Consider the following 18,392-nt stretch of genomic DNA (forward strand, 5'->3'; position numbering starts at 1 on the left):
TTATATACGATCGCTTTATGTACTTAGTATTGTTGTGAGTTTTTGCTAATTTCAATTCTTCATTAGCATAAAAAATAGCAGTATCATATTGTGCATTATTTTTTTTGGAAAAAGCTAAAGAGTCTAGCGAGTAAAGAGTATTTTTTATCTCATTTCTTGCCAAATCTTCTTTCTTTTCACAAGAAGAACATAAGACAATAAATACACAAAATAAAAAGAAGGATGTTGCTGGTAGTAGTTTCATCCTTCTAAAATAGTAAAAATATAATTACAGATTCTATTAATCTTTCGTAGGAGCTTCTTCCTCTTCTTCTGGCGTCATTTCTCCATCATCACCTTCCGTAGCTTGTTGTTCAAATTGCACTTCTTCTTCGGCAATAGAGTTTGGCGTACAAGAAAATAATGCGCAATTGAGGAAAACCGTAAGTATTATTAAGCTGAATTTTTTCATTTTGTTAGTGTTTAAAAATTGGACATAGGTGTTGCCGTCCGAGGAATACTCAGCGTAGTCTTTGTTCAGCAACACAGCGAAATAGAAATGGCGCCGATTTCTTGTGTTTTTGGGAAGTGAAGAGACAATCACATGTAGTTTGGCTACTTCCGGGAGCCAACCCAAATGCTTCTTATCTCAAAAATGAACCGAGCTACATGCAGGAGATCAAATTGCTATATCTCAGTGTTTAGAAATAATTTCTGTAACAAATAAACTGAGGTTTTGAATGAAAAAATGGAAAGTTTAGGGAAGTGTTTTGGAAAGTTTAGAGAAACTTTTTTCCCGATTTTCAAAAAGGATTTTTAAACGCTTTTTACAACAATAAAAGAAACCTAAAACGATAAGTAATGCATAGAGAGTTAGTATTAAGTGCTTTTAAAAAAGCGAGAAAAGAAGTGAAGGAAGCCACAGGTGTCACGATGTCCATTACAGGACTTTCAAAGAAAATTTCCGACTATCTAATGGACAGATTTCATTTCCAATACCATGAAAAAAGTCTGCGGAATAAGTACAATTTGGCAGTAAAAGAAGAAACGGTAGAACTGAAAAGCTCCGTAGCGAATTATTTGTGCCGCTATCTTGGCTATGAAAATTATGCAGATTTTATCTTGGAGAAAGAAAAAGAAGCGAATCCAATTGAAACCGCAAATGCTGAAGTTATAGAAGCAGGAAAAATAAAGAAGGAACCCACAATGGGAGAAAAACTGAAGATTATTATTCAAAAAAATAAAGTCACACTGATTTTCAGCGGATTGACATTCATGATTTTTTTCGGGTTATACGCCATCAATAAACAGCGATTTTTAGAGTGTGAAGATGTATATTGCGCAACAGAATTGTTGGAAGTGAAGAAAAAATCTTGTAAAAGAATTCAGCAGACTAAGACGTTATACGCATAGTTTCAAAATTCCCCAAAACAAAAAAACCTCCCAAAAATGAGAGGTTTACAATGTAATATGTTTTGTTCTGTTATAAATGCTTCAAGTTAATTACTTCTTGAGCGGTTAGTTCACGCCAGTGACTTCGCGGCAAATCCTTTTTTGTCAATCCAGCAAAAACAACTCTGTCCAAACGAGATACTGTATACGATAAATGCTCAAAAATAGCCTTTACCATTCCATTGCTTCCCGTACTAACTTTAATACCTACTTCGCGTTTTGTAGCTCCCTGAATCCACGAAATTTCATCTACTTCATGCTTGATTCCATGAATATGAATTCCGTCTTTTATTTTGTTGAAGTCTGCTTGACTAAGATTTTTATCTAGTTCAACATGATAGATTTTACGAACTTTTTGATTCGGATCTGTTAATTTTCTTGCCAACTGTCCATCATTGGTAAATAATAACAATCCTGTGGTTTGTCGCTCCAAACGCCCTACAGGAACTACTCTTGCAGTCGTTGCCGTTGCTACCAAATCCATCACCGTTTTACGCCCTTTTTCATCTTTAGTAGTTACTAAAAATCCTTTCGGTTTGTTCAATAAAATATAGGTTGGTTTTTCAGGATTGATAATACGACCATCAAAACGAACTTCATCCGTTAGCTGTACTTTATACCCCATTTCGGTCACAACCTTACCATTTACAGTTACACTTCCGATAGAAATATGCATATCAGCTTCACGTCGTGAACAAATACCTGAGTTTGAAATATATTTATTTAAGCGAATTCCGTCAGAATTGCTCTTTGAAGTCGGTTTTGGCGTTGTTTTTTTCTTGTAATTCGGCTGTTTTCCTTCAAAAGATTTCTTTCCTTGATACGGTTTTTTTCCTCCTTTATCATTCCCTTTTGACGAAACTTTACTTTTGCCTTGTCGCTCTTTTGCCATTATATGTATGCTCTAAATTTTTTGCAAAGATACTCTTTAATTATTCACAAACGAATATCGAGTTGATTATTCGTTTTTTTATTGTTGAAATTGTTAATGCGTTCAAAATCAACTCTTAATTTTAAGAGTGTATGAAAGCTTTTTCAACACATACAGGCAATAAGCAGACTTAAAAAGTGTTTTGAAGTTGACAACTTACATCACAAAACGCGTGTGATTTTATCCAAGATTGCTTCAATATTTAATAAAGGAATACTGAAAACGCCCGAAACAATGATGAATTTTAAAATGTTGTGAAGTAATACATATTGCGATTTTGTTTTAGAGCGATACAAAATCAATACGGAAATTAATAAAAGTGCGATACTTCCGTAAAAATAATAGCGCATATAGCCTGTATCATAATGGGAAAGTAGAAAAATTGTAACCAACACCGCAATGGTTGCTGCCGATGTAATCAGTGCTTTGGATTTTTGTTCACCATACATCACTGGAATGGTTTGGTAATTTTGCACCAAATCACCTTTGATATTTTCCAAATCTTTGATGAATTCGCGAATGAGAATTAAGAGAAACAAAAATGTAGCATGTACAAAAATGACGCTGTTTAAGTTGCCGTAGTATATAAAAACTGCAAAGAAAGGCGTAATTGCCAACGTTGCAGATGTCAAATTCCCCAAAAAAGGAATCTTTTTCATTTTATGTGAGTAAAACCAAATTCCGAAAATATAAGCGGAAAAGAAGAGAAATGCATTGAATGATACCAAACTCGCAATTCCCGCAGAGATAAAGTTTAAGATGAAATAGGTAGCAAGTTTTGTGCGCTGACTTACCAAACGATCTAACATGGATTTTTTTGGTCGATTGATTAAGTCTTTTTCTGCATCATAGAAGTTATTGATAATGTATCCTGCCGCAATGGCAACTGCAGAAGCTAAAATTAAGGCATGCAAATGTCCATCGAGCAAAATTTCCATAAAACCTTCAGTTGGCGCCAAAATAAATTTCGCTGCTAAATATTGTGCAATAACGATAATGAGAATATTATAGCCTCTTACGACAGAAAATAAGCTGAAGAGTTTGTAGTAAAATAGCTTTCGTTTTCTGGATAACATGCGTGACCAAACGTTAGAAGTTATACACTACTTCAAGTTTGTAATCTTTCAACGTCTCTTTTGTTTTTTCAATGTTTTGAGTAAATCCAAGAATGTATCCGCCGCCGCCAGAACCGCAAAGTTTTAAGTAGTAATCATTGGTTTCAATTCCTTGTTTCCACAATGAATGGAATTGCGTTGGAATCATCGGTTTGAAGTTATTAAACACAACTTTTGAGAGCGATTTTAAGTTTCCAAATAAAGATTTTATGTCACCTTTTAAGAAATCTTCCACGCAAGAATCCGTGTGTTTTATAAATTGATCTTTGAGCATTTTACGGAAACCTTCTTGCTTCATGTTTTCCATAAAAATATTTACCATCGGTGCCGTTTCGCCAATAATTCCACTATCTAATAAGAATACCGCGCCTTGTCCGACTTCGTTTTGAGATGGAATTCCCGTCGGCTCAATATTGTCTTTGGAATTGATTAAAATTGGAATGCTTAAATAGCTATTCAACGGATCGAGACCAGAACTTTTTCCGTGGAAGAATGACTCCATCGCGCCAAAAATATCTTTTAGCTTTAGAAGTTTTTCTCGAGTTAAGTTCTCTAATACCGTGATTTTATCATGTGCATATTTATCATAAATAGAAGCCACCAATGCACCTGAACTTCCGACACCATAACCTTGCGGAATGGAAGAATCGAAATACATGCCTTTGTCCAAATCACTTTTTAAAGCTGCAATATCAAACATAACTAAATCCGCATCTAATGCTTCCAAATAGTCTGCAAAATCTTTAAGACTTTTGTTAGATTTTATAGCTTCCTCAGATGGATTTTCGTCAATTTTTAATGCGCCTTTGTAAAAGTTATACGGAATAGACAATCCTTTTGAATCTTTAATGATTCCGTATTCTCCGAAGAGTAGTATTTTTGAATAAAACAGCGGACCTTTCATAATTGCTTTTTAAATGGGGCTTTTATACTGTAAAATTACAACTTTTTTGCTCCAAAACCTATTCTGTCGCAAATGTGATGCCCATTTTGACAAAATTTTAGTAATTCCTTTTGAATAAACGGATACACAGTATCTTTTTCGTTTTCAGGATATAATACATGAACGTTTGCACCTGCATCTAAGGTAAAACAAACATGCGTTCCCGAAGTTTCTCTAAATTTCCAAATTCGATTGATGATTTCTAGCGTATTTGGCTTCATCAAAATGAAATACGGCATGGAAGTCATCATCATAGCGTGCAAAGTGAGTGCTTCACTTTCTACAATGGCAATAAATTCTTCCAAATTTCCTTCATCTAAAACCGATTGCATATTGGTTAAATTTTCATGCGCCTGTAAAAAACGCTGTTGGGCAAACGGATGATTGTGCATTAAATCGTGTCCCACAGTACTGCTGACTTGCTTCTCACCTTTATCCACCAACAAAATGGTGTCATGATAATTTTTGAACACTTGATGAACGCCGTACGGATATTTTATTCCGAACAAATCCGAGCTTCCAATGGTATCTTTGTGATGTCCCCAAACTATCAAATCTCCTTCAATACTTCTGCTCGCACTTCCAGAGCCTAAACGCGCTAAAAAGGAAGCTTTACAGTTAAATTTTTCATCGGAAAGTGCTGGATTGAGCTCTTTTTCCAAACTCATCAAGCACAATGCCAACGCACTCATTCCTGAAGCTGAAGAGGCAATTCCGCTACTGTGCGGAAAGGAATTGGACGTTTCTATGGTAAAATGATAGTCTTTTAAAAACGGGAGATATTTTTCAACACGCTTAAAAAACGTGATAATTTTTGGTTTAAAATCGTCTTTCTGTTTGCCTTCAAAAAATAAATCAAAAGAAAAATCTTCGCCTTTCTCTTCAAGCTTTTCGTAAGATAACTTTGTCGTGGTAGCACATGCTTCCAACGTAAAACTGATAGAAGGGTTTTGCGGAATTTGATCTTCTTTTTTTCCCCAATATTTAATTAGTGCAATATTGCTTGGCGATTTCCAAGTAACGCTTCCTGATGTACTATTATTGGTATATTTTTCAGGTAGAAATTCAGCGATGTTCATAGACAATTGTAAATTTTTGCAAAGATACGGTTTTTTAATGTGTCAATTTGAAAATGTATCCATGTGATAATGGCTTCTTTTTTTAGAAACTACAATTATTTTCTCAACGCATATCTCGATACAATTTTTCTCTGAAAAATCACTCGATATAGCATTTTGGTTAGACTTCTTAGATTTTTAGACGGACTTAGGTTTTCTTCTAACACATCTAAAACAACGTAAGTCTAAAAGCGACAGCGGTCTAAAGATTAAAAATCGTTTCTGAAATCACAAAACTTCCTGTCCATGCGTTTTGAAAGTTAAATCCGCCCGTAATGGCATCGATATTTAGAATTTCACCTGCAAAATAGAGATTTTGGTGTTTTTTACTTTCAAAGGTTTTAAAATTGACTTCTTTTAAATCGATTCCACCAGCTGTCACAAATTCTTCTTTGAACGTGCTTTTCCCTTTTACTTGAAAAATAGCTGCTGTGAGTTGATTGGCTAATTCCTCTGTTTGTTGTTTGTTTACGTCTGTCCAACGTATATTTTCGTCAATCTTAGACGCTTGCACAATGCGTTGCCACAAGCGTTTTGGCAAATCAAACGGATTGTTTTTTTGAACTATTTTTTTTGCTAATTGTATTTTATAATCTTTCAAAAGTTCTATGCATTCTTGTGGCGAAACATCATTCAACCAATTGACTTCTATCTGAAAATCGTAATTTTTATCGGCTAAAATTCGTGCGCCCCAAGCGGAAAGTTTTAAAATTCCTGGTCCGCTCATTCCCCAATGTGTAATGAGCAACGGTCCGTTGGATTCCAATTTTGTATCCACTACTTTTACATTGGCAGGCGTTGCAATTCCGAGTAAATCTTTGATACGCGTATCTTTGATATTGAACGTAAATAACGATGGAACCGCAGGAACGATAGTATGTCCGAGCGTTTCTAACAGTTTCCATATTTTCGGATTGCTGCCTGTGGCAAGCACTAGGTTGTTCGCTTTCAGTATTCCTTGACTCGTTTCTACATGCCAAATAGCATCTTCTTTTGAAATATGTTTTACCGCATGATTTTTCCGAAAATCGACTTGGTATTTTTTTGCTTCTCGCAGAAAGCAATCAATTATTGTTTGGGAAGAATCGGAAACCGGAAAAATTCTGCCGTCGTCTTCAATTTTCAATTCCACGCCGCGTTCTTCAAACCAACCCATCGTATCGCCACAACAAAATTGATGAAAAGGACCGAGCAGTTCTTTTTCACCTCTTGGATAGTATTTTACCAAATCTTTCGGGTCAAAACACGCATGCGTGACATTACAGCGTCCGCCGCCTGAAATTCTGACTTTGGTCAAAAATTCTTTCCCGCGTTCCAAAATCACCACCGATGCTGAAGGATATTTTTCCGCTACATTTATCGCTGTGAAAAATCCCGCAGCGCCGCCGCCAATTATGAGAACATCTATCATTGTTGTTTGTTGTTTGTTGTTTGTTGTTTGTTGTTTGTTGTTTGTTGTTTGTTGTTTGTTGTTTGTTGTTTGTAAAGAAATACTTTTTAATTTAAAATTCAATAGTTAGCATTTAAAATTTAATAATCTTAAACTCTTCTTAATTGATTGTTGAAATTTTCTATTCCCTAGAGAAAGCCTTATTTTTGAGAAAAAGCCCTTTTATGAAGAATTTTCCCTTAAAATATATCTTTTTTCTATTGTTATGCACCAATTGCAACGTGAATTACGGACAATTGAAGTATGCTGGAAAGATTTCTGACGATTTGGAAGAAGTCTCTGGTATGGAATCAATTCCTAATTTTAAGGGTTTTTGGATGATTAATGATGGTGGAAATGATGCAGAAGTGTATGAGGTAAATATGGAAGGAAAGATTTTTAGAACCTTGTATATTGACGGGAAGAATCGCGATTGGGAAGATTTGACAAAGGACGATGAAGGCAATTTATATATTGGTGATTTCGGGAATAATTCTAACGACCGGAAGAATTTAAAAGTGTATAAATTGGACGCCAAAGATATGGCGGAAAAGAAGAGTATTGATCCGGAAAAGATTAAGTTTTCATTCCCAAATCAGAAAAAATTTCCACCAAAAAAGAAAGAACGCCATTTTGATGTAGAATCGTTTTTTTATCATAATGGATATTTGTATTTATTCACAAAAAGCCGAACGAAAAGTGATTTTGGACGCTCCGATTTGTATAAAATTCCTGCTGAAAAAGGCGAACACGAAGCCGAATTTTTAGGGACATTTCATACCTGTAGCGACGAACATTGTTGGGTAACCTCAGCAGCCATCAGTCCTGACGGAAAGAAAGTCGTTTTGCTGTCGCACAATGCTGTTTGGCAATTTACCGATTTTAAAGGTGATGATTTCTTCAATGGAACCGTAAAGAAATACGATTTGGGACATACCTCGCAGAAGGAAAGCATCTGCTTTACCGACAATACTACCGTGTATATTGCAGATGAAGAATCGCACGGAAGTGGGCGAAATTTGTATCGATTTACGCTTGATTGAAAATCTTCAAGTGTCTTCAAATAAAAAATTAACATAACTTTGCACTTTGAATAAATTTCGAATACAATTTGAATGAGCGATCCACAACTGACACGAATTAATAAGTTTTTGAGCGAAGCAGGTTATTGTTCGCGTAGAGCGGCAGATAAATTGATTGAGCAACGACGTGTGACCATCAACGGGAAAGTGCCAGAAATGGGCACTAAAATTGCGCCAGGCGATGAAGTCCGTGTGGATGGCGAGTTGATTTCAAATCCGTCAGCCAAACAAGTGTATTTGGCGTTTAATAAACCTATCGGTATTGTGTGTACGACTGATACACGTGTGGAAAAGGATAATATTATTGATTATATCAATTATCCGACGCGAATTTTCCCAATTGGACGTTTGGACAAACCCAGTGAAGGCTTGATTTTCCTGACAAGCGATGGCGATATTGTGAATAAAATTTTACGCGCACGTAACAATCATGAGAAAGAATATGAAGTGACCGTGAATCGTCCAATTACGAATGATTTTATTCAGAAAATGGGCAATGGCATTCCGATTTTAGGAACCGTGACGCGCAAATGTAAAGTGGAACAACTCACAAAATACACGTTCAAAATTATTTTGACACAAGGATTGAATCGACAAATTCGTAGAATGTGTGAATATTTGGATTATAATGTGGTCAAACTGAAACGCACACGCATTATGAATGTTTCGCTAGATGTTTCTGTGGGGAAATGGCGTCATTTGACAGCAGAGGAACTGCAAGGAATTCACGATTTAACGAGTGCTTCTTCGAAAACACATCCCAACTAAAACCCTAATACTTCTTTGAATTTATAGGATTGTCGGCGCGAAACTTCTATTTCTTGCTGTGAATTTTTCATCGTTATTTTTAGCTTTCCGTTAAACCACGGCACGACTTTATCTACATGATTGAGATTGATGATTTGTTGTCGATTGGCTCTGAAAAAAGTGTCCTCAGGCAACTTCGCTTCTATTTGGTTGAGCGATTTGTAGATTAACGGCTTGTGTTCGTCAAAATATACACGTGTGTAATTTCCAACGATTTCAAAAACAGCAATTTCCGAAATTCGGATGAGCCAACAATTTTCACCTTCTTTGATGAATATTTGACGATGTAGCTCAAACGGTTTTTCTTCAGAAGCTTCTTTTTCTATCGTTGTAATGACTTTTTCGATGGTTTTGGAAAAGCGTTCTTGACTGATGGGTTTTAGCAAGTAATCGAACGCATTGTATTCAAAGGATTTAATCGCATACTCATCATACGCAGTCGTAAAAATAGTCATGGGAACATTTTCTAACATTTCTAGCAATTCAAAACCATTTTTTTCAGGCATGTTGATGTCTAAAAATAACACTCGTGGTTGTTTTTGATTGATGAGTTCGTAGGCTTTGTCTACATTTTCAGCTTCGGCTACCAGCTCAATCTGCGGATGCTTTTTGAGAAGCTCCTTTAGTTCATTTCGCGCCAAGCGAGAGTCTTCGACAATTATTGCTGTGATGTTTTCCATGATTAACTAACAGGTATTTTAATAACTGCTTGTACTTCGTTTTCCACTTCTTTGAGTGTAAATGTAGCGTTTTCTCCGTATAATAATTCCAGACGCTTTGAAATATTGTCGACACCTATTTGAGTAGAATCGGTGGTTGATTTTAAACTTCCTGTATTGTTGACTTGTAATATGATTTCTTCGTTGTTTGTAGCGACCAACAACTTGATTTTCCCACCTTTTTTCTGGTCGGAAATACCGTGTTTGATAGCATTTTCAACCAACATTTGTAAAATCATCGGTGGAATTTTGATTTGCAATAACGATGCGTCTACTTCTTTTTCATAGTGTAAACGGTCTTCCAGTTGTATTTTGGAAAGTGCAATATAATTTTCAACCGTTTCCAGCTCTTGCGCAATTTGAATAGCATCCACTTTGTTCATGTTGAGCGAATATCGCAGCATTTCAGACAACCGTGTGAGCATTTCTCTAGATTTGTCCACATCTTCCAACATGAGCCCGCGAATGTTGTTGAGGCTGTTGAACATAAAGTGCGGATTGAGTTGTCCTTTTAACGTGTTTAATTGTGATTCTTTTAGAGAAGCTTCTAATCGTAAACGATCGATTTTGTTACGCTGCATACGCGCAATGGATTTTATCGCCACATAAGAAACAATCCAAAAGAACACATAAATACTTACATTTACGGAAGTTACAACAATAATGTCACTAGAAATTGGAAGTATTTTTTCATGAATAGACGCAAAGATTAGTGCACTAAGGCTGAGAAGAATTACAATGAATAACAGTACAATAAAAGCGTACAATCCGAAGATTTTTAGATAATTTTCACGGGTTTGGTTTTCAATAAAATTGATACGTTTTAAATACAAGCGCAACCAAGTAGTTAATCCAATACCAAGAATCACAAATACAATTCCTTCAAAGAAAAAATATAGAGGCTGAATTCCATTTTCAGAACCTAAAAAAATTTGTGCCGCAATGTTGATGCTAATTAATCCTCCCCAACCTAAAAATTGCAGTAGCCAGAAAAGGTATGTATTTGTTTTTTTTAAAGTTGCCATGTCTGTGAAAATCGTGTCTAAAAGTACGTAAAATGCACTTTCTCAAGCTAGAAAAAGTGCATTGTAAATTTGATTGATGATTTAGAATCGTGCGTTTATCCAGTCAGAAATAAAATTTAATGCAACAGGCGCAAATGTTTCTTCAATAGTTGCATATTCACTAAATGCGCCTGTTTCTGAGGTTTGAAATAGGTGGTTTAGGTTCTTAAATTCCTTGATGGTTACGTCTTTATTGTGTTGCAAACCTTTTTGAATACCGTCTAAGTTCATTTTAGGCAATACTTGAAAGTCTTTTTCTCCGTTCACAGCCAATACAGGACAGTTTACTTTTTGCAATGATACTTGCGGATCGTAACTCATAAAAGCACGCATCCATGGTGATGTAAAGGCTTCTACTTGCTGATTGATAACTGCATCTGTAAGTTCTGCTTTTCCTTTTTCGGAAGTAATTTTGGTTTTTAAATCGTGCAAGATGGCTTTCATTTCTTTTTTGGAAGCTTCACCTTTGTAGTTGGCACTGATTGTATATAATTTGGCAGACGCTTCTTGCGATGCCGCAATGTCTTCCGCAGGATAACCTTCCAATTCGGCAGCACGTTTTCCTTGAGTGAGCAATACTGTTTTTCCGTCAACACCCGGTCCTGCTAATAAAACACAATATGCTACGTTGTTGTTTCTAGCTGCTACAATTGGTGCAATCAATCCGCCTTCACTATGACCGATTAATCCAATTTTAGTTACATCTACAACATCGCTTCGCGTTTGTAAATATGCCATCGCAGCTTCTACATCGGTAGCGAAATCAAAAGAAGTTGCTGATGAAAAATCACCTTCCGATTTTGCCGTTCCTCTATCGTCGTAACGCAAAACTGCAATTCCCTGACGCGTTAAATGATCTGCTAATACTAAAAATGGTTTGTGTCCTAGCAATTCTTCGTTTCTATCTTGCGGTCCAGAACCTGAAATTAAAATCGCTACTGGCGGATTTTTAACGTCTTTTGGTAAAGTTAACGTTCCTGCTAATTTGATGTTTTCTGCTTTCGCATTTTCAAAAGTAACTTCTTCAGCAGTGTATGGATACGGTTTTTTTGGCTCTTGTGGTTTTACTTTTTTAGTTTCCTTTTCGCCTTTGGTCATGTTTAAAGGAAAGGTTTGCCCAGATTGTTTGAACGTTCCTTGAAGCTTACCATTAGCAAATATAGCCGTGTATTCCATTCCTATTTGTGCATACGTAATGGTTAGTGTGCTTCCTTCTAATACTGTTTTGTCAGTAGGAAGATCGTACGCACCTTGTTTTGGACTGTCTAAGGTAGTTGTGTATCCGTCATCGCTTTGTGAAATGTTGAATACTATAGGAAGTTCCATTCCTTGCACATTCAAATTTCCTTTCCAAGTTCCAGAGATATCTTGTGCCGATGCGAACATGGCTCCTAGTAGAAAAGCAAGCTTAAAGATGAGTTTGATAATTGATTGCATGTCTGTCGTTTTTTGATTACGGTGTAAAAGTAGGACACTTTTACGCGTTCTTAATCAAAATTATGACGAACGGAAAATAGATTGTGGCGAACGGTTTTTTGGTTGTTTTTCGTTTACACTGAGCTTGTCAAAGCATTTTTTGTATACACATCAATCCTCTTTTTCGGCAATTCGCTTTTCTATTTCTTTCATGATTTTTTCAGCTCTTGTTTTGAAAATTTTTAATTCAGGTAAGAAGATTTTATATGCCATGAAATGTGTGGTCGCAATTCTGTTTTTGTAATCGGGATCGTTGAGCGCGTAGTCGATGAATTCTTTGGTAGGACGAAAATTGATGACACTTGACCACCATTCGTAGTTTTTCTTGAAATGCGAGTAATTTTCTTTGATATCTTCCGAACGCATGTCGTCATCTATTTTAATTTCTCGAAGTCGTTCTGTGTAAAATTCTATGATTTGCGTAGGCAAACTGTCTTGAAACTTGTCGGTATTGAAGGCTTCTAACTGATTGTATCCGCGCTTGTTGAACGTAATTTCAGGAAAACCAATCATAATAGCAATGTATTGCGGATTAAAAGCATAATCAACCGCTTTGATGGAATCTTTTAATATTTTATTGAATAGTGGTTCTGCCAAATCATAATAGGAAAACATTTTATCAATTTCTTTGATATCATTTTCCAAATCATCTTGGACAATGGAATAAATATTTAACAGCTTTGCTTTTTCTTTGCGTCGTTCATTCCAATTGTTTAGAGAAACTGCAATTAAGATTCCTATTACCACCAAAATGATTTCTCCAATTGCATATGCAATATAACTTGCTATTTCTTTCTTTTTCAAAAGTTTACTTCTTTTATTTCTAAATAATTTCATATATGATATTCATTAGAATCCAAAACCAAAACCGAATGCAAAACGCAATCCGTCATCAGAATTAAATAATGAAATATTAGCAGAAAGCATATCGGCAGCATTGAGCCAAATTCCGCCTCCGAGCGATGTATTCCATTTTTCAGAAGTATCGCCGCTAATCCAAATTCTACCATAGTCAAATCCGCCAAAAACACCAATATTTAACGGCAATATTCCTGTTTTTACTTTTCTAAGATTTACGCGTAAATCGGTCGTTTGCACAAAGGCACGTTTTCCTGTAAAACGCTCATGACGAAAGCCACGCAAACCTGTTCGAGCACCCAAACTTGCTGCTTGATAAAATTCAAAACCATCGCCAAAGTTGATGTGTCCGCGGAATTTTGTCGCCAATACTAGTTGTCCACTCGAAATCAGTCGATGATTGATGGCAAACTCAGGAATTAAGTAGGCAAAACCTCTTGTGGTACTTACGTTATTTTTATATCCTGATTCTACACTTATCTCCATTCCCATTGTTGGAAACGCTGCATTGTCAACATTTTTGTAATGATATTTTGCACGAACTCCGAAGAAATCTTGCTTGTCAAAAAGTCGCGAATCTGCTGGAAAGTTTTGCTCTAAGAAACGACCTGGCGTCCGTTCTATTTCATTGCTTTCATAGGAAAATCCTGCTTGGAAATTTCCGCCCAATTGTCCACGCCATATCAGTGATGGTGTAAATGTAAACGTTCGTATTTTGACACGATTGAAATCCAAATCTACATCCAAACCATCATTTTCGTCTGCTTCAGGATTTGGTGTGTTGTTTCCAAAACCGAAAAAGTTGATGGCATAATTTGGACTATTAAAATCGACTCCGAGTAATAAATTCCAACGTCCAATGATATTGCTAAATTCTCCCAAATAACCGAGATCAAAACCATTGGTTGCGAAGAAATATTCAGCTCTAATCGTATGACGAGACGTAAATGGATTTCGCTCAAAACCAAAATCGGTAATCGTTGTTGAAACTCCAATTTTAATACCGTCGTCAGGATTGAATCCTAGCGTTGGAAGCAGTTGCGACGTTCCATTTTTTAACTTTTTGTAATCGTACACATTCGTTTCGTAATTGTCCGTCAATACTCTGTTTCCTTTATTGCTCAAAAACGTATTCTTCTTGGACTTGTAATCATAATAAATGATTTTTTTACCATTTTTAATATCGTACACATCATTGTTTTGTCCACCAACCAAACGCACTTTGATATAATCATCGCCTTTTCCATATACGTGGAAAACATCGTCATCGTCTAACGCATAAATCCAAATTTCTTTGGTTTCGTCTTCATCATAGGTACGCTCGTGGAAAATATCTTTTTTCTCACCACCTTTGATGCGATATGCAGTGACTTTGGTTTTTCCATTTGGCAATCGTTCAATGTCAAACCAATCGTCTTTATTGGTTCCTTTGATGACCGCAAGTTTGTTGATGAGTTCGTAATAACGGTCAGATATAGCTTGTAAGTTTTTGCGTCTTCCTTTTAATTTTTCCTTGATTTCTTCCAGAGTTTCATCGCGGACTTCTTCTGGAAATGCCAAAAACGCTTCTTCAATCACTTCGTCTGTTACACCTTCTTGAATGATTTTCACTTGCGCATCCCAAACCTCTTTTCCTGATTGTTGAATGATTTCCATATCTAACGGATACGGTTCAATATTGACGCCTTTTACATCTTCTAAGTCTTCTTCATATTTTCGCAATAAGCGCGCTGTCGGAATGATTTTTACCGCAGTTCCCAACAAGAAACCGTCTGACATTTTAGAAAATGCCTGATCACGATCGCGTGGCAACGGACGAAATACGCGTTGTCCGTTCTCTCTAAATTCAATCCAACGCCATTGGTCTTGGTGTCTGTCCCAATCGCCAATAAGCATGTCAAACAAACGCGCACGAATGTAAGAGGCTTCATCGATGATGATGTCTTCGTCTTTGTGCAATTTTTTCATAAAATCGTCCGTACTTTCCAAATCGTCTTGATACCCAAAACTTGCTTTGTCGCTGTGACCTTCGGACGTGTGTTCTTCAATCATGTACAATTCGTCTCCAAAATCGACATTGTACTTGCCCAACGCTTTTTGTTTAGGTACATAAAACAGGATTGGATTTGTGTGATATACTTGCGCTCCGTCTGCCAATCTTCCCACCGCAAATGGTGCGTACGGATGCGCTCCTGTAAAGATGTCGAGGATTAAATCTTGCGTTGAGGTATCTTCAAATTGATTTTTTACATATTGCTCTTTGAATAAAACAGCTTGTAAGTATTGCAACGCTTGTTTTCGCAAGGCTCTCATCACATATTCTGCACCGTTTTTGTCTCTTAATCGTAAGGATTTTGATTGATTTCCACCGCCTTTTCGAACAGGTTCCAATCCGCCATACAACGTATCTAAATCAACCGTTGGAGCTTTAACAGGCGTACTGAAGAGTTCTCGGTAGCGATCGCCCCATAAAAATTTATGAAAGCCCGATTTTTCGGTTTCTTCTTTGGTGTACACAGAAGCATATACATGTTTTGGAAATGTTTCTGGATATATGGTTTCTATTTCGGGTGCGTCTTCGCGAATTACTTCTGTTTCAAACACTAGTTCGTTATCTTCTGCAGAATAGAATCGCACAAAAGAAGAACCATCAGTAAAAACATCTAAGCGCGCAAAACCATGTGTTCCATACGAGAATTTTCCGCCACCCACATTGCGTGTTCCCGATTTTTTGGCTCCTGAACCACTTACTATCTGACGTAAATTGTCTTCTGTAATGTATTGCAAACTGTGTTCGTGACCCGATACAAAGATGACTTTATCATTTTCTTGCGATAGCGTTATGATTCGCTTTCTCAATTCGTTATAACGCTTGTGCGATTGGTCTACATTGGCAGTTCCGCTGGTAGAACGAATTAAGTTTTTTAAGCTTCCCAAAATTGGAATGGGCGTTAAGTGTGTTTTGAATGTGTATTGCGCATTGTGTGGTCCGTTGGTGTACATCGGATGATGCAATGCTACAATTGTTGTTTTTCCTCTTGCTTTTTTGATAAGACTGCTATATTCTTCTAAAAACTTTGTTCGTGTTTTGATTTCACAATCGTCATTTATAGTAGGATGTCTGTCCCAATTGGTGATGTACCATTGCGTATCTAGTAGAATGAGTTCAATATCTTCACTGACGTGAATTTTTTCAATTGGACAGCCGTCTTCTGGCAGAAACGTATTTTTCCCTACAATGTCTTCAATATATTTTTCTTGTCGCTTCAAACCTTCCAAACCATCGCTGTACCAATCGTGATTTCCGGGAATAAAAATAGTGCGCCCTTTAAAATCTTTTACAATACTTGTTTGCGCATCCAATTGATGTGCTGCAAACTCTCTAAGAATACTTGATTTTTTAGGTAATCCCGCAGGATAAATATTGTCGCCTAAAAAAATAGCAGTACTGTTTTTAGAAGCTTTTTGCAGTTCTTTTTCCATCATTTTCAAGGCAATTGCTTTGTCTCCCAACGGAGAATTTCCAGCATCGCCAATTAAATAGAAGGTATGTTTTATCGTTTTTTCTGTTGGAAAAGGACTTACACTCTTTTTTTCTGCGTATTGTGCTTTGTAGGTTGCACAAGCATTGAAGAGCACTATTAGTATAAGAATTCCAGTAGGACGTAGCAATTTTGTCATGGGTGTTTTTTTGTCTGTTTAAAGATAATCATTCATTCGCAAATGTTAACATATAAGTTCGTAGTTTTCTAAAAAGTGAACGACTTTAGTCACAGGCATTTCACAAGGTTTTAAAATTTCACGTTGACTTGTACAATAATAATTAAGGCTAATGAAGTTCTTTCCTCCCAATTCTGAGGCATAAATTTTATAACTTTTTTCATTGTTGAACACACTTTTGGTAACGCTGTATTTGGCGTTATTGTATCGCACTTCGCAATAGCCGTTGGGAAGTTTTTGAATGTATTGTAATAATTTCATTTCCCTCTAAAAGTAACAAAACATTTTTAAGAATGCTCCCTGTAAAGTTTTGATAAAATAGTAGACAGATATAAACCTTTGATGCATGATTACTAAACATTGCTTAAAGTTTAGTATTTTTACTTGATAATCGAGATTAAGACACTATGGGATTTTTCCAAAGTTGTTGACTTAATTTAAAGAAGCCTTTATGGAGACACTTATTGTTGAAGTTGAAAAGTATGTGATTGACTTTCTGAATAAAAATGTAGACAAGTCGTATGTGTATCATAATTTAACGCATACCAAGTCTGTAGTTGACAGCACAAAGGAAATTATTGAAGGCATGGAGATTGAGGAAAAACCTGCGCAACAACTTGTTATTGCAGCGTGGTTTCACGATACAGGATATGCCAAAGGTGTTGAAAATCACGAAGAAGAAAGTGCCCGAATCGCCACCGAGTTTCTCACACAACACAACATTGCCGAAGAAGATTTGAAAGTCATTACATCGCTTATTTTGGCAACAAAAATGGGCAGTAAACCTAGTAATTTACTAGAAGAAGTCATTTGTGATGCAGATTGTGGGCATATTGGTAGCAAAAATTATCAAGAAGTGTCTGAATTGCTTCGAAAAGAAATTGAACTCACGCAAGGTGAATCTATTTCGGAAGGTGAATGGTTGAAAGAGAATATCAATTTTTTATCAAAACGACATAAATTTTATACGAGCTACGCCGCAAAGAATTGGCAAAAACGCAAAGGAAAAAATCTTTCCAAATTGCTGAAAAGTCAAAATAAAGTTTCGCGTTCCGTTACGAAATTAAAACAGAAAAAAGCGGAATTAAAGTTTAAGAAACGTAAAATTGAATTGCCAGAGCGCGGTATTGAAACCATGTTTCGTGTAGCACTTCGAAATCATATTACGCTGAGTGATATTGCCGATACCAAAGCCAATATTTTGCTATCCGTAAATGCAATTATCATTTCCATGGTGTTGTCTAATTTGGTTTCCAAACTCGATAATCCTTCGAATGATTATCTGATTTATCCAACGATTATTTTTACCGTTTTCACCGTAACATCGATGGTGCTTTCTATTTTGGCAACACGTCCAAATGTAACTTCGGGAAAGTTTACCAAAGAAGATGTAGCGAATAGAAAAGTGAATTTGTTATTCTTCGGAAATTTCCACAAAATGAAGCTAGACGAATTTGAGTGGGCAATGGGCGAAATGATGCAAGACCGCGATTATTTATACGGTTCACTTACGAAAGATTTGTACTTTTTAGGACTTGTGTTGAATCGAAAATATAGTTTATTGCGAACAACTTATACCGTTTTTATGATTGGCATCGTAGTTAGTGTATTGTCGTTTGTGATTGCGTTTTACACCCGCGATCCAGAAGCTGGAAGAAGAATACATGAAGCTACAACCGCATTGTTAGTTCCGTAAAAT

General features: G+C 36.3%; 16 protein-coding genes. 4 read left to right on the plus strand and 12 right to left on the minus strand.

From position 1 onward, the window contains the following. Positions 1 to 280: 280 nt before the first annotated feature. Positions 281 to 451, minus strand: a complete 171-nt coding sequence (locus C8N46_RS20300; RefSeq protein ID WP_158269063.1) for a hypothetical protein — start codon at positions 449 to 451, stop codon at positions 281 to 283. 389 nt (positions 452 to 840) lie between these two features. Between C8N46_RS20300 and C8N46_RS02715 the strand changes: the two genes are divergently transcribed. Next, the gene (locus tag C8N46_RS02715) at positions 841 to 1,392 is read left to right on the plus strand and encodes a hypothetical protein (RefSeq protein WP_108113307.1); all 552 of its coding nucleotides are present in this window, start codon (positions 841 to 843) and stop codon (positions 1,390 to 1,392) included. Between the two features lie 70 nt (positions 1,393 to 1,462). On the opposite strand, the gene C8N46_RS02720 is transcribed toward C8N46_RS02715, so the two are convergent. The 5 genes from C8N46_RS02720 to C8N46_RS02740 all read right to left on the minus strand — a co-directional run bounded on the left by C8N46_RS02720 (position 1,463) and on the right by C8N46_RS02740 (position 6,949). Beyond that, positions 1,463 to 2,323, minus strand: coding sequence for a pseudouridine synthase (locus C8N46_RS02720; RefSeq protein WP_108113308.1), 861 nt, complete (start codon positions 2,321 to 2,323; stop codon positions 1,463 to 1,465). A gap of 200 nt (positions 2,324 to 2,523) precedes the next feature. Beyond that, on the minus strand, positions 2,524 to 3,438 hold the full coding sequence (locus C8N46_RS02725) for a geranylgeranylglycerol-phosphate geranylgeranyltransferase (RefSeq protein WP_108113309.1): 915 nt from the start codon (positions 3,436 to 3,438) through the stop codon (positions 2,524 to 2,526). Positions 3,439 to 3,451: 13 nt separating this feature from the next. Further along, positions 3,452 to 4,381 carry a mevalonate kinase family protein gene (locus C8N46_RS02730; RefSeq protein WP_108113310.1) on the minus strand — a complete coding sequence of 310 codons (930 nt, stop codon included), beginning with the start codon at positions 4,379 to 4,381 and terminating at the stop codon, positions 3,452 to 3,454. A gap of 35 nt (positions 4,382 to 4,416) precedes the next feature. Then, entirely contained in the window at positions 4,417 to 5,499 is a 1,083-nt protein-coding gene (locus C8N46_RS02735; protein ID WP_108113311.1) for a diphosphomevalonate/mevalonate 3,5-bisphosphate decarboxylase family protein, read from the minus strand. A gap of 241 nt (positions 5,500 to 5,740) precedes the next feature. Next, positions 5,741 to 6,949, minus strand: coding sequence for a BaiN/RdsA family NAD(P)/FAD-dependent oxidoreductase (locus C8N46_RS02740; protein ID WP_108113591.1), 1,209 nt, complete (start codon positions 6,947 to 6,949; stop codon positions 5,741 to 5,743). Between the two features lie 203 nt (positions 6,950 to 7,152). On the opposite strand from C8N46_RS02740, the gene C8N46_RS02745 reads away from it, so the two are divergent. Both C8N46_RS02745 and rluF read left to right on the plus strand, forming a co-directional pair. After that, positions 7,153 to 8,010, plus strand: coding sequence for a hypothetical protein (locus C8N46_RS02745; RefSeq protein ID WP_245896700.1), 858 nt, complete (start codon positions 7,153 to 7,155; stop codon positions 8,008 to 8,010). A 72-nt stretch (positions 8,011 to 8,082) separates the two neighbouring features. After that, positions 8,083 to 8,817, plus strand: coding sequence for a 23S rRNA pseudouridine(2604) synthase RluF (rluF, locus tag C8N46_RS02750; protein ID WP_108113312.1), 735 nt, complete (start codon positions 8,083 to 8,085; stop codon positions 8,815 to 8,817). On the opposite strand, the gene C8N46_RS02755 is transcribed toward rluF, so the two are convergent. The 6 genes from C8N46_RS02755 to C8N46_RS02780 form a co-directional block, all read right to left on the minus strand. Beyond that, positions 8,814 to 9,536 (minus strand): LytR/AlgR family response regulator transcription factor, encoded by a 723-nt coding sequence (locus tag C8N46_RS02755; RefSeq protein ID WP_108113313.1) that lies wholly within the window; start codon positions 9,534 to 9,536, stop codon positions 8,814 to 8,816. The two genes, rluF and C8N46_RS02755, sit on opposite strands and share 4 nt — an antisense overlap. A 2-nt stretch (positions 9,537 to 9,538) precedes the next feature. Then, entirely contained in the window at positions 9,539 to 10,600 is a 1,062-nt protein-coding gene (locus C8N46_RS02760; RefSeq protein WP_108113314.1) for a sensor histidine kinase, read from the minus strand. 81 nt (positions 10,601 to 10,681) lie between these two features. Then, positions 10,682 to 12,076: an alpha/beta hydrolase family protein gene (locus tag C8N46_RS02765; RefSeq protein ID WP_108113315.1), complete on the minus strand. Its 1,395-nt coding sequence runs from the start codon at positions 12,074 to 12,076 to the stop codon at positions 10,682 to 10,684. A 150-nt stretch (positions 12,077 to 12,226) separates the two neighbouring features. Continuing rightward, positions 12,227 to 12,919 carry a DUF6090 family protein gene (locus C8N46_RS02770; RefSeq protein WP_170110049.1) on the minus strand — a complete coding sequence of 231 codons (693 nt, stop codon included), beginning with the start codon at positions 12,917 to 12,919 and terminating at the stop codon, positions 12,227 to 12,229. 45 nt (positions 12,920 to 12,964) lie between these two features. After that, positions 12,965 to 16,654: a metallophosphoesterase gene (locus C8N46_RS02775; protein ID WP_108113317.1), complete on the minus strand. Its 3,690-nt coding sequence runs from the start codon at positions 16,652 to 16,654 to the stop codon at positions 12,965 to 12,967. A gap of 45 nt (positions 16,655 to 16,699) precedes the next feature. Next, complete coding sequence (locus tag C8N46_RS02780) at positions 16,700 to 16,954, minus strand: peptide methionine sulfoxide reductase (protein WP_108113318.1); 255 nt, start codon at positions 16,952 to 16,954, stop codon at positions 16,700 to 16,702. 190 nt (positions 16,955 to 17,144) lie between these two features. Here C8N46_RS02780 and C8N46_RS02785 point away from each other — a divergent pair, with 190 nt between their 5' ends. Beyond that, a complete protein-coding gene (locus C8N46_RS02785; protein ID WP_245896702.1) occupies positions 17,145 to 18,389 on the plus strand; it encodes a Pycsar system effector family protein in 1,245 nt (414 codons plus the stop codon). The last annotated feature ends 3 nt before the right edge of the window (positions 18,390 to 18,392 follow it).

It is taken from the genome of Kordia periserrulae (genome assembly GCF_003054265.1).
Taxonomy (GTDB): domain Bacteria; phylum Bacteroidota; class Bacteroidia; order Flavobacteriales; family Flavobacteriaceae; genus Kordia; species Kordia periserrulae.